Below are 13,269 nucleotides of genomic sequence, written 5' to 3' on the forward strand. Positions count from 1 at the left end.
AAAAAACGTACCAAATGGAACATGTCCATATATGTTAAATCTTTTGTAAATCTTTTGAAAACTATAACCGCACATTGCGTTAATGAAAGTCCGGAGAGGAAAGAAAAACTCCACATTTAACTCATAAATGATTACTATTCTCATTATCAAAACGGCAATGCCATGACGTTGCCTGCCGGAAGTGATGTCAGCAGTAAACCCTGTGTTCAAAAAAGGAATTGTTATGTCTTTACGTCATCTGTGCTCGCCGCGCCTGAGTATGTCTCTGCTGTCAGGGGCGTTACTGTTTGCCGGAACCTTCCAGGTTCATGCTGCCGAAGAGATGTTGCGCAAAGCGGTAGGGAAAGGCGCATATGAAATGGCCGTGAGCCAGCAGGAGAATGCGCTGTGGGTCGCGACATCGCAGAGCCGCAAAACGGACAAAGGCGGGATTGTCTATCGCCTTGACCCGGTCACGCTGGACGTGACGCAGGTCATTCATAACGATCTCAAACCGTTCGGTGCCACCCTTGATAATGCCACCCAGACGCTGTGGTTTGGTAACACCATCAACGGCGCGGTAACCGCGATTGATGCCAAAACGGGTGAGGTGAAAGGGCGACTGGTGCTGGATAACCGTCAGCGCAGTGAAACCGTCAAACCGCTGCAGCCGCGCCAGCTGGTGGCCGATGACAGCACAAACACCGTTTACATCACCGGCGTAGGCCAGGAGAGCGCGATTTGGGTAGTGGATGGTGCAACGCTGAAGCTGAAAGAGACCATCAGCAGTACCGGTAAATTCAGTACCGGCCTGGCGCTGGATGCGAAGGCAAAACGTCTTTACACCACCAATGCTGATGGCGAACTGGTGACGATTGATACGGCAACCCACAAAATCCTCAGCCGTAAAAAAGTGCAGGACGACGGTAAGGAGCACTTCTACCTGAATCTGAGCCTGGATACCGCCGGACAGCGTGCGTTCTTAACCGACTCAAAGCAGCCGGAAGTGCTGGTGGTGAATCTGAAGGACGGCAGCGTCATCAAGAAAATTGCCGTGCCTGAATCGCTGGCCGTTCTGTTTAACCCGGCGCGCAACGAAGCGTATGTGACGCACCGTGAAGCGGGTAAGGTGAGCGTAATCGACGCGAAAACCTACAACGTTACCAAAACCTTCGACACCCCGGTCTACCCGAACAGTCTGGCGCTCTCTGCGGATGGCAAAACCCTGTATGTGACGGTAAAACAAAAATCGACCCGTCAGCAGGAAGCCACCCAGCCTGATGACGTGATTCGTATCACGCTCTAAGTTTCGCTCCTCAACATAAAGAAAAAGGGAAGGCGCAATGCCTTCCCTTTGTATAACCAGCAGGTCGATATTAACGCGACGTCTCTTCAACCAGCGGGGCGTCGTGTTTGGCATCATCAGGATGAACCGGCGCCGTACTGTGAATTTCTTGTACGCGTTTACGCACGCCAAACCAGCCGGCAATCAGCAATACGGCCAGCAGAGGAATGGTGGCAATCGTGTAGGTACCGTTCGGGTAATCAAACGCCATCAACACCAGCACGCTGAACAGGAACAGCAGGGTGAGCCAGGAGGTCACCGGTGCGCCCGGCAGCTTAAAGCTGACTTCAGCGGCTTTGCCTTCTTTGATCGCTTTGCGCAGACGCATCTGGCAGACCACGATAAAGGCCCAGGAGGCGATGATGCCGAGCGCGGCAACGTTCAGCACGATTTCGAATACCTGAGACGGTACCAGGTAGTTCAGGAACACGCCGAAGACATACACCACCAGTGTCGCCAGGATGCCCGCGTAAGGCACATGCTGACGGCTCATCTTCGACATGAATTTCGGCGCCGAGCCGCCCATCGACATGGAGCGCAGGATACGACCGGTGGAGTAAAGACCCGAGTTCAAACTGGAGAGTGCAGCCGTCAGCACCACGATATTCATGATGCTGCCAACATAAGGCACGCCCAGTTTAGAGAAGAAGGTCACAAACGGGCTTTGACCCGCCTGATAGGCGTTCCACGGCAGCAGCAGAACCAGCAGCACCACGGAACCAACATAAAAGAGACCGATACGCCAGATAACGCTGTTAATGGCTTTAGGTACCATGGTCTGTGGGTCTTTACATTCACCCGCCGCGGTGCCGACCAGCTCAATGGACGCGAAGGCGAACACCACACCCTGAACCAGCACCAGCGCAGGCAGCAGTCCATGCGGGAAGAAACCGCCGTTATCGGTGATCAGGTGGAAACCGGTGGCATTGCCATCGAGCGGTTTACCGCTACCGAGGAACACCGTACCCACGACCAGGAACACCACGATGGCCAGCACTTTTACCAGCGCGAACCAGAACTCCATCTCCGCGAACCACTTCACGCCGATCATGTTCATGGTGCCGACAATGGCCAGTGCGCCCAGCGCAAACACCCATTGTGGCACATCACCAAACGCGCCCCAGTAGTGCATGTAAAGCGCGACGGCGGTGATATCGACAATACCGGTCATTGCCCAGTTGACGAAGTACATCCATCCAGCAACGTAGGCCGCTTTTTCACCGAGGAATTCACGGGCGTAAGAGACAAAACTGCCGCTGGAAGGGCGATGCAGTACCAGTTCGCCCAATGCACGAAGAATGAAGAAAGAGAAGATCCCGCACACCAGATAGACCAGGGCGAGAGCCGGGCCAGCCATCTGCAGACGAGCGCCAGCACCTAAAAACAGACCCGTTCCGATAGCGCCGCCGATGGCGATCATTTGAACCTGACGGTTGCCCATCGCTTTGTGGTAGCCCTCTTCATGGGAGTTTAACCAGCGACGTTTAGCAGCGTGATGATCGGCTGCGCTTTTATTGCTTGTTTTCATTGAGTTACCTGTTTGCCTGTCTGAACCATTATCGTGATAGTCCTGCCTGGCAGAGTGCAATACAAACGATTGCTTCTGCGCAAACACATGTTGCCTTCCCAGTCATTCTGCGTATGGATAAGGCGAAACATGGCGAGGCATCCTACCTGCAATTCATAAGCGACGCAAAATATAACCGTGCCGAAAGTGATGCACGTCGAAGGAAATCGTGTGGTCAGAGCAGACGGGGATCACAACACGCTGAATAGCGGTGAGTTTTTAGACAAATCCATTAATGAAGTGGTGCTTTAATCATCAGTTTCGCTTAATGATTGCGCAAAGCAACCAGCGCATAACGGCCCCTTTGCTCAACCGCCAAAAACGGCAATCGCCTGTTGCAGACGGGTCGTGCGCTGCGTCAGATGGTGTGCGGCGTCCGTCACGTTATCCACCATACCGGTATTGTTTTGGGTCATTGTACCGATGCGGGAGATGGACGCGTTAATCAGGGCCAGCGCCTGCGTTTGCTCCTGCGTGGCGTGGCCTATCTCTTTAATCAGAGAAGACATCTCCATGACATTGCCAATCATCACCGTCAGCTGCGATTCAGTTTGCTCGACCTTCTCCACGCCGGCGTTCACGCTGGAAACGTTTTTCTCTATAAGCGTTTTGATCTCTTTGGCCGCGATGGCAGAGTGCTGGGCAAGGTTACGGACTTCGGCCGCCACGACCGCAAAACCGCGGCCCGCATCACCCGCACGCGCCGCTTCAACGGCCGCGTTCAGCGCCAGAATATTGGTCTGGAAGGCGATACGATCGATGACGCTGATGATGTCGACGATCTGGCTGTTATCCTGCGACACGGACTGCATCATGCCGATAGTCTCTTTCATCATTGCTTCACCGCGGTGAGCGCTGGTGCGGGTGCGATCTGCCATCAGGATCGCGTCTTTCGCCGTTTCAGCCGTCTGCTGAACCGCGCTGGCAATTTCTTCCACGGCTGAGGCCGTTTGCTGCAGAAAGTCTGCGGTTTCTTCGGTACGTGTCTGTAACGCCATACCTTCCTTCGCCACCTGCTGGCTGATTGTACTTATACCGCTGATTTGCGCACCGACATCGTTAACCAGCGAATGGAGGTTCAGACCCGACTGATTCACCATGCGCATCATCAGGCCGATTTCATCGACGCGGTCAAAATGGTAATAGTCCGCTTTACGTCCTGAAACCACCCGCTGCATTTGCTGGACAATGGATTTTACCGGCTTTGCAATTTGCGCATGAAGATAAACGGCCAGGGCAATAAATAGCAGAGCCAGACCGACAGTCTCAACAATACGATCGGCAAATATAAACAGCTGCAAACAAGCGAGCAGGGCGGTTATCGCAATACCAAGATGGATCCTTTTACTGGTGCTGAGGCGTTTAAACAGCGACGTAAAAGAGAACAGACCGTGGCGAACAAACAGGCCTTTATAAAAGCGGTGATGTTTTAATTCATTATTGCGCACTTTCTCATACCGTTTTTCACTGACAGTAATCTCTTCACGCGAAGGAATATTCCGCACAGAAATATAGCCGGTTAACGTTTCATTCTGATAAACCGGGGTGACGTTGGCGCGCACCCAGTAGTGATCGCCGTTCTGGCGGCGGTTCTTGACCAGCCCCGTCCAGGTCTCACCCTGTTGTAGGGTAAACCACATGTCGCCAAACGCCTCTGCAGGCATGTCGGGATGGCGAATAAGATTATGCGGCTCACCGAGAAGACTCTCTTCTTTATAGCCGCTGGCGTCAATAAAGGCAGAGTTCGCATAGGTAATATGGCTGTGCGTATTGGTGGTCGACATGAGCGTCGAACCTTCGTTAAGTAAATACTCGTTTTGTGTAACGGGAGTGTTATTCCGCATCAGTAACCCCATGGTCATATATCAATAAAAAAAGAGCCCGTTAAACATTCAGGCAAGTTTGAAAGGTTTGTTTTTATTTTTACTGTCGGCATATTCTCTACGAAAGTTATGCGTTCAGGAATACCCTGTACTTAGTATTTTTTATTTTTAAAATACGTCCGATGTAATAAAAATGAAAATATTTATCGGCGCGTTTTTGTAGCACCCTGCAAATAAGCGCCATAAGGCAAATTAAAAGCGGGAGATCAGTCTTCGACGTAAACTGACCCGCCGAAATAGCGTTTCGTTAACAAGATGAAAACGCTATGCTTTAAGCGTTTTTCTTCAACAGGGGGCAACAGGGTGAAAGTGAATGTGATTGGCACCAGCGGGAGTGGAAAAAGCACCCTGGCGAAGCGTATCGCCGCAGAACTGGATATTCCTTACATTGAAATGGACCGACTTTACTGGTGTCCGGACTGGCAGGGCACACCGGACGCTATCTTGCTGGAAAAACTGGAGACGACGCTAAAGGCGTCAGCGGAGTGGGTGCTTGATGGCAACTATAACCGTACGCGTCCTGTGAAATGGCGAGACGTGGATCGGGTGGTGTGGGTGGATTATGGGTTCGCCCGAACCCTGTATCAGGCTGTCACCCGAGCGTTCACGCGCGCCTGGCACAAACAGGAACTGTGGCCCGGTACGGGAAACTGTGAGAGTTTTCGTCGCTCATTCTTGAGCCGTGAGTCCATTATTATCTGGACAATCAAAACCTGGCGCAGCAACCGCGCACGTTATGCACGCGATATGGTAGACCCGCAATACGCCCATATTCATTTTGTCCGCATTACCCGCCGCAGTGAGGTGGAAAACCTCATTTCATCGCTTAAGTCACACGCGTAGCATGGATTTATATATCTGATTTCCGGCAAACCAAATGTAAATTAATTGTTTCTCAGAGGTGAAATACGCCTTTAATAATGACGACATGTTAAGTCAAACGAGAACGCAACATGTCCTGGCGAATCAGTATTCTGGATAAAAGCCCCATCGCTGAAAACGAAACGGCTGCCGATGCACTGGCGCGAACCCTGGCGCTGGCACAGCAGGCAGAAAATCTGGGCTATCACCGTTTCTGGATTGCCGAACACCACAACACGCCCCAGCTGGCCAGCCCTTCACCCGAACTGTTAATCGCCTGGATCCTCGGGCAAACACGGCGTATCCGCGTGGGCTCTGGTGGCGTCATGCTCCAGCACTACAGCCCTTACAAAGTCGCAGAAAATTTCAACCTCCTGGCCGCGCTTGCTCCCGGGCGCGTGGATCTGGGCGTTGGGAAAGCCCCAGGCGGCCTGCCGCTCTCCACCCGGGCACTGCAGCAGGGCCTCGATCAACAGCAAAAAGGCAGTTTTGCCGAACAGCTGACACAGCTTCATCACTGGATCCAGCCGGAAAATCAGTCGGTGGACGAGGCCGTTCGCGCGACGCCGCTGCCGCCGGTTCCGGCGCTGGGGTTCCTCCTGGGGGCCAGTACCGAAAGCGCGCTGCTGGCCGCGAAACTTGACTGGCATTTTGTCTTTGCTGCTCACCTGAATGGGGATCCGGCGCTGCTGCGTGAAGTCATCACCACCTGGCGTAACCACAGCGCCCGGGATGCGATTGTGGCGGTGCAGGTCATCGTCGCCCAGTCGCAGGCGGAGGCGGAGGCACTGGCACAACAGGTTGAAGTCTGGGGCGTCGAACTGGCAAATGGGCAGCGCGTCACCGTGGCCAGCGAAGAGCAGGCCTATGCCTTTGCCCGACAGGCGGGCAGCGAGCCGGTGCGCATTGCCCGTCGGGCACAGTCGCTGCTGGCGGGAACAGCCGAATCGGTGCTGGAACAGTTGAACGCCCTGCACGAAAAATGGGGCATTGATGAATTCATTATTGATACGCCCGTTGCGGATGGCGTAACGCGAATACAGTCCCTGCGTCTGCTGGCGCAGGCGAAGCTTAACAAGGAGGTCGCCGTATGCGTTTTGACGAACAACTGATTGCCTGGCGCCGGGAGCTGCACCAGAACCCGGAGCTGTCCGGCCAGGAGGTCGAAACGACCGCTCGCCTGCGTCAGTGGCTGACGACGGCTGGTATTACGCCGCTGCCTTATGCGCTTCAGACCGGCGTGGTGGCCGAAATCGGCACGGGAAAAAAGCTGATTGCGCTGCGGGCCGATATTGACGCCTTGCCCATTGAAGAGCGCAGCGGCGTGCCGTTTAGTTCACAGCGTGCGGGGGTGATGCATGCCTGCGGACACGATATTCATACCAGTGTGATCCTCGGGGCGGCGTTAAAGCTTAAAGAGCGTGAAGCGTCTTTAAACGGGCGTGTGCGGATCCTTTTTCAGCCGGCTGAAGAGAACTTTGGCGGCGCGAAAAGTATGGTGCGGGCCGGTGCCTTACGTGATGTCAGTGCCATCTTCGGGATGCATAACGAGCCGGGGCTGCCGGTCGGGGAATTTGCCACCCGCGGTGGGCCGTTCTACGCCAACGTCGACCGGTTTGTTATACGAATTACCGGTAAAGGCGCGCATGCTGCACGTCCGCATGAAGGTAACGATGCCATCGTGCTGGCGAGCCAGCTGGTAACGGCGTTGCAGAGCGTTGCCAGCCGCAACGTCAACACGCTTGATTCCGTGGTGCTGAGCGTCACGCGCATTACCGGGGGCAATACCTGGAACGTCCTGCCGGAAAGCGTTGAGCTGGAAGGCACGCTTCGCACCCACCGCGTGGAAGTGCAGCAGAATGTGAAAGCACGCGTCGGCGAAATTGCCGCCGGGTTTGCCAGCGCGTTTAGCGCGCAGATCGACATTACCTGGTACGCCGGGCCTACCGCGCTGGTCAATGACGCGCACTGGGCCGAATTTGCCACCGCCGTCGCCAGAGAATCTGGGTATGAAACGCAGCACGCCGAGCTGCATATGGGCGGGGAAGATTTCGCGGTGTATCTGCAGCAGGTCCCCGGGGCGTTTGTCAGCATCGGCAGCGCCAGTCCGTTCGGTTTACATCACCCGGCCTTCAACCCGGATGAAGCATTAATTGAGCCCGCTGCCCGCTATTTTGCACAGCTTGCGGAAAAAGCCCTGCAACACGTTTAATTCTGAAGAGGTGAATATGTCTGCAACCCGACAATTGCGGCTGGGAACCATTTTGCATGGTGCTTCCGGGAACATGTCTGCCTGGCGTCATCCGGCGGCGGTCGCCGATGCCAGCATTAATTTTGATTTTGTAAAAGCCACGGCGTTAAAAGCCGAAGAGGGGAAGCTTGATTTTTTATTCGTCGCCGACGGCCTCTATATTAACGAGAAATCCATCCCGCATTTCTTAAACCGGTTTGAGCCGTTAACGGTCTTGTCCGCACTGGCAAGTCTGACCTCGCGCCTCGGTCTGGTCGGTACCTTATCGACCTCCTACAGCGAACCGTTTACCGTGGCGCGCCAGTTTGCCAGCCTGGATCATTTGAGCAACGGACGCGCAGGTTGGAACGTGGTGACCTCACCGCTCGAGGGATCGGCGAAAAACTTCTCGCGCGAGAAACACCCTGAACATGCGCTGCGCTACCGGATAGCGGATGAATACCTCGACGTGGTGAAAGGACTCTGGGATTCCTGGGAGGGAGATGCCTTTGTGCGCAACAAAGAGAGCGGGCAGTTCTTTGACCCGGCAAAACTGCATACGCTTGATCATCACGGCGATTTCTTCCAGGTGGCCGGTCCGCTCAATATTGGCCGCACGCCGCAGGGACGCCCGATTGTTTTTCAGGCAGGTGCATCGGATGACGGAAAAAAACTGGCTGCGAAACATGCTGACGCCATTTTTACCCATCATGAAACGTTAGAGGAAGCCAAAGCGTTTTATCGCGACGTGAAACACCAGCTTGAATCGAATGGCCGCAGGGCATCGGACTTACATATTTTTCAGGGCGTCAGCGTGATTGTTGGCAAAGACGCGGAGGACGTGGAGAACCAGTATCAGACAACCGCGGCTCTGGTGTCGATTAACGATGCCCTGAATTACCTCGGCCGTTATTTTGAACATCACGATTTCAGCCAGTACCCGCTTGACGAGCCGTTCCCGGACATCGGTGAACTGGGTAAAAACAGTTTTCGCAGCACGACCGATGAAATTAAGCGTAATGCTCGCGAACGCAACTTAACCCTGCGTCAGGTTGCACTCGAAGCGGCATCCCCGCGCCCGCGCTTTTCCGGTACGCCGGAGCAGGTGGCAGACGGTCTGCAGGGCTGGTTTGAGGCATTCGCCGCGGACGGCTTCATTATTCAGGGTGGAACGCCGGACACGTTCCCGCGTTTTGTTGACCAGGTTGTCCCGGTGTTACAGGCCCGCGGGTTATTCCGCACCGACTATCCCGGCACTACGCTGCGCGACAGTCTGGGGTTAGACGAACCGCAAAACCAGTTCACACAACAATAATAGAGAACCTCGTTATGCAGAAATCATCGCTTATTCTGGCGCTTGCGCTGGCCTTTTCCCCTGCCGTCTGGGCAGAGAATGTGAACATTAATGGCACTGGCGTGAGCCTGGAAGCCAACAAAACGCCCGTCAACACCGCCAAAAACAGCGACGCCATCGCGCAACTGCCGAAAGATTATCGCTTCGCCGTGCCGGGCAAATTCACCGTGGCGGTTGCCGCGCTTAACTCACCGCCGCTGACCGTTTTTTCCGACGACAATAAAACGCTGCTCGGAAGCGAGGTGGACGTTGCCCGTCTGGTGGCCGACAGCCTTGGGCTGGAGCTGAACGTGGTGCCAACCTCCTGGGAGGACTGGCCTCTCGGCGTCGTCTCCGGGAAATACGATGCGGCGATCAGCAACATCACCGTGACCAGAGAGCGCAAAGAGAAGTTTGATTTTGCCACTTACCGTAAAGATTCCCTCGGTTTCTATGTGAAATCGACCAGTCCGATTACCTCGCTGCAGAAGGCGGAGGACATCGCCGGGCTGCGCATCATCGTAGGTTCCGGAACTAACCAGGAGGCTATCCTGCTGGCGTGGAATGCGCAGAACGTGAAGAAAGGCCTGAAGCCGTTTACCCCGATCTACACCAAAGACGATGCATCACAAACCCTGTCTCTCCAGTCAGGCCGCGCAGATGCGTTCTTTGGCCCGAACGTGACTGGCGCATGGAAAGCGGCGCTGACCGGGAAAACGAAACGGGTTGGGATTGTCGACGGCGGCTGGCCGAAGGCGGCGCACATTGCGGTGACGCTGAAAAAAGGCAGCGGCCTGGTCGAGCCGGTACAGACCGCACTTAACGGGGTCATCAAAAACGGCGATTACGACAAAGTGCTGAACCGCTGGGGGGAAGGGGTAGAACGTATCCCTCAATCAGAAGTGAACCCGGCAGGACTGGGTGACTAAGGAGGCGCTATGCGCGAGCAATTTCGGGACGTGTCACCGGAAGACGCCGATCTTCAGCCCATTATCGACGGATTATTCGGTGAATATGCCGCCCGCTATGGCGACTACTTCTCTAAAGACGCGGAAGTGGAGCTCACGGAGTGGTACCTGGCCCCGCAGGGGCTGTTTATTGTCCTTGAGCGTGACGGCGACATCATCGCCACCGGCGCGTATAAACCGTTTGATGAACGCACCGCTGAAATCAAACGAATCTGGACACACAAGGCGCTGCGTCAACAGGGGCTGGCGGCCCGCGTCGTCCAGGAGCTGGAGCGTCGGGCGGTACAGGCCGGTTACAGCCAGATCTACCTCACCACCGGTTTTCGTCAGCCGGAAGCGGTCAGGCTCTATATCAGCCAGGGCTATCAGCCGCAGTTCGATCTGAACCGCGATCCGGAAGAGTACAGCCAGCCGCCGTTTGATGGCCGGCTGCGTTTCACCAAAACGCTGATCAGTGAAGCGTTCAGTAAAACAGCATGAGGAATGACGATGAGCAACGTTGAAACCATTAAGGTGGTCCCGGCGCGTTATCCGCTGCGGACTGTCGGTGCCGTGGTGGCGCTGTTTGTGCTTGCGGTGGTCATTCAGTCCGTGGCCTTTAACCCGCGCTGGGAGTGGTCTGTCTTTGCCCGCTGGTTCTTTGATCCGGTTATCCTTGAAGGCGTAGGGCAGACATTGCTGTTGACCCTGATCGGCACTGCGCTGAGCGTGGTCATCGGCGGCCTGCTGGCGCTGGCGAGGCTCTCTTCATCCTGGCTGCTGAGCAGCCTGGCCTGGGGGTATATCTGGCTGTTTCGTTCGTTGCCGCTGATTGTGGTTCTGATCATTCTCTATAACTTTTCCTATCTCTACGACACGCTCTCGCTCGGCGTACCCTTCACCGCCATTACCTGGGGTCGCTTTGAAACCATCAACGTGCTGGGACAGTTTTCCACCGCCGTGGTGGGGCTGACGCTGGTTCAGAGCGCGTATACCGCCGAGATCATTCGCGGCGGTTTTCTGGGGGTGGATCATGGTCAGTATGAAGCGGCGGCGGCACTCGGTCTGCCAGCCTGGCGTCGCACGGTGCGTATCATTTTGCCGCAGGCGCTGCGCACGATTCTGCCGTCCGGATTTAATGAAATTATCAGTCTCGCGAAAGGCACGGCGATGGTGTATGTCCTGGCGATGCCGGAACTCTTCTATACCATTCAGATGATCTATAACCGCACGCAGGAGGTGATCCCGCTGCTGATGGTCGGTGCGGTCTGGTATCTGGTGATTACCACCGTGTTGTCTGCCATTCAGCATGTTGTGGAGCGCGGGCTTGCCCGCAGCGAACGCCGTTCAGCCGTTAATCAAAACCGGGTAGCCAGTCGCGTCCGTTCCGTATCCACCGCATCAGTACAGGAGTCCGTCCATGCAAACCTCTCCTGAAGGGCATATTTCGATTACCGGCGTCAGTAAGTTTTTTGGCCGCCATAAAGCGCTTGATAACGTCTCGCTGGAGATCCCGCCCGGATCGGTAACGGTCATCCTCGGGCCTTCCGGATCGGGTAAATCGACGCTTCTGCGCACCATTAACCATCTGGAACGCGTCGACGAAGGGTTTATCCAGATTGACGGTGATTACATCGGTTACCGCCGTCAGGGTGACAAACTCTACGAGCTGAAAGAGAAAGAGATCCTCAAACAGCGCGTCAATGTGGGCTATGTCTTCCAGAACTTTAATCTCTTTCCGCATCTCACGGTGCTGGAAAACCTGATTGAGGCGCCCATCGCCCATAAAAAACTGAGTAAGAAAGAAGCCGTTGAAAGGGCATACAGCCTGCTGGATGTGGTCGGGCTGCGCGATAAAGCCGACGCCTGGTCGCGCCATCTCTCCGGGGGCCAACAGCAGCGTATTGCCATTGCCCGCGCGCTGGCGTTACGTCCCCGGGTAATGCTGTTTGATGAGCCCACTTCAGCGCTCGACCCGGAACTGGTTGGCGAAGTGCTGGACGTGATTAAAAAGCTCGCCCGCTCGGGTACCACGCTGGTGGTCGTCACCCACGAGATCGGCTTTGCCCGGGAAGTGGCGGATCAGGTGGTCTTTATGGTCGACGGCAAAATTGTGGAGCAGGGCAGCAGTGACGACGTATTAACCCGTCCGTCGCACCCGCGAACGCGCCAGTTCCTGTCAAAAGTGCTGTAAGGAGTGCAGATGAAATATGCTTTTCTGGCCGGTCTGGCTTTTACGACCGCGAGCCATGCGGGTATCGATTTACACGCCAACGAGCAGCCGCTGCCGGTGACGGTAGATCGGCAGGCCGTCGCGAAAATCCCCGCGAACTATAAATTTGTTGAGCCGGGCACGCTCACGGTAGCGATCTCAGCGCTCAACTCTCCACCGCTGGCGCTGCTTGCCAGCGATAACCGGACGCGGATTGGCAGCGATCCGGATATTGCCCGCTTGCTGGCGGGGAGTCTGGGGTTAAAGCTGAAGCTGGTTCCCACGGCCTGGGAAGACTGGCCGCTGGGGATCAGCTCCGGACGCTATGACGTGGCGCTGGTGAATATTGCGGTGACCGAACAGCGAAAAGAGAAATTTGATTTTGCGACCTATCGCGTCGACTCGCTGGCGTTTTCCGTGAAATCCACCAGCGCGGTCCAGGCGATTAACAGCGCAAAAGATCTGGCAGGCAAAAAGGTGATTGTGGGTTCCGGGACCAATCAGGAGCGCATTCTGCTGGGCTGGAATGAAGAGAACAAAAAAGCCGGTCGTGAGCCTGCGCTGCCGGTCTATCTGACCGATGATGCTTCCGGCAACCTCTATATTCAGTCCGGCAGGGCGGATGTGTTCTTCGGACCTCAATCCGTATCCGCCTATAAAGCGGCGTTGACCGGCAAAACGCGCGTAGTGGGTCTCGGGCCGAAGAGAGCCTATGTCGCCACGACGACCAAAAAAGGCAATGGGCTGGTTTATGCTTTGCAGGCTGCGCTGGAGGGCGCTATTACGCGTGGAGAGTACCAGCGGGTGCTGGCACGCTGGGGAGAAGAGGGCGAAGCGGTGACGCAATCCGACGTGAACCCGCCTGGGATAACCTATTAGTCGTGTCTACACTTAGGGTTTTCATCCCGGAGG

General features: G+C 55.4%; 10 protein-coding genes and 1 pseudogene. 9 read left to right on the top strand and 2 right to left on the bottom strand.

Annotation, left to right across the window (positions count from 1 at the left end; genetic code table 11):
- Positions 1-223 precede the first annotated feature (223 nt).
- Entirely contained in the window at positions 224-1,285 is a 1,062-nt protein-coding gene (locus tag F8561_RS11360; RefSeq protein ID WP_032678242.1) for a YncE family protein, read from the top strand.
- Between the two features lie 70 nt (positions 1,286-1,355).
- Here the strand turns inward: F8561_RS11360 and ansP are convergent, their stop codons facing one another.
- Positions 1,356-2,852, bottom strand: coding sequence for an L-asparagine permease (ansP, locus tag F8561_RS11365; RefSeq protein ID WP_020884034.1), 1,497 nt, complete (start codon positions 2,850-2,852; stop codon positions 1,356-1,358).
- Between the two features lie 347 nt (positions 2,853-3,199).
- Positions 3,200-4,735, bottom strand: coding sequence for a methyl-accepting chemotaxis protein (locus F8561_RS11370; protein WP_151887460.1), 1,536 nt, complete (start codon positions 4,733-4,735; stop codon positions 3,200-3,202).
- Positions 4,736-5,077: 342 nt separating this feature from the next.
- On the opposite strand from F8561_RS11370, the gene F8561_RS11375 reads away from it, so the two are divergent.
- The 8 genes and pseudogenes from F8561_RS11375 (at position 5,078) to F8561_RS11415 (ending at position 13,236) form a co-directional block, all read left to right on the top strand.
- Positions 5,078-5,617 carry an AAA family ATPase gene (locus tag F8561_RS11375; protein WP_025204120.1) on the top strand — a complete coding sequence of 180 codons (540 nt, stop codon included), beginning with the start codon at positions 5,078-5,080 and terminating at the stop codon, positions 5,615-5,617.
- Positions 5,618-5,727: 110 nt separating this feature from the next.
- Entirely contained in the window at positions 5,728-6,747 is a 1,020-nt protein-coding gene (locus F8561_RS11380) for an LLM class flavin-dependent oxidoreductase (RefSeq protein ID WP_068794665.1), read from the top strand.
- On the top strand, positions 6,726-7,847 hold the full coding sequence (locus F8561_RS11385) for an amidohydrolase (protein WP_040017585.1): 1,122 nt from the start codon (positions 6,726-6,728) through the stop codon (positions 7,845-7,847). The genes F8561_RS11380 and F8561_RS11385 overlap by 22 nt, the downstream gene beginning before the upstream one ends.
- A gap of 16 nt (positions 7,848-7,863) precedes the next feature.
- Positions 7,864-10,127 (top strand): annotated as a pseudogene (locus tag F8561_RS24400) (NtaA/DmoA family FMN-dependent monooxygenase).
- A gap of 9 nt (positions 10,128-10,136) precedes the next feature.
- The gene (locus tag F8561_RS11400) at positions 10,137-10,646 is read left to right on the top strand and encodes a GNAT family N-acetyltransferase (protein ID WP_020884041.1); all 510 of its coding nucleotides are present in this window, start codon (positions 10,137-10,139) and stop codon (positions 10,644-10,646) included.
- Between the two features lie 9 nt (positions 10,647-10,655).
- On the top strand, positions 10,656-11,582 hold the full coding sequence (locus F8561_RS11405) for an amino acid ABC transporter permease (protein ID WP_151887461.1): 927 nt from the start codon (positions 10,656-10,658) through the stop codon (positions 11,580-11,582).
- Positions 11,566-12,339, top strand: coding sequence for an amino acid ABC transporter ATP-binding protein (locus tag F8561_RS11410; protein WP_014170239.1), 774 nt, complete (start codon positions 11,566-11,568; stop codon positions 12,337-12,339). The genes F8561_RS11405 and F8561_RS11410 overlap by 17 nt, the downstream gene beginning before the upstream one ends.
- A gap of 9 nt (positions 12,340-12,348) precedes the next feature.
- A complete protein-coding gene (locus F8561_RS11415) occupies positions 12,349-13,236 on the top strand; it encodes a transporter substrate-binding domain-containing protein (RefSeq protein ID WP_014170238.1) in 888 nt (295 codons plus the stop codon).
- Positions 13,237-13,269 lie beyond the last annotated feature (33 nt).

The organism is Enterobacter sp. 198, from assembly GCF_009025585.1.
In the GTDB taxonomy this organism is placed as follows: Bacteria; Pseudomonadota; Gammaproteobacteria; order Enterobacterales; family Enterobacteriaceae; genus Enterobacter; species Enterobacter ludwigii.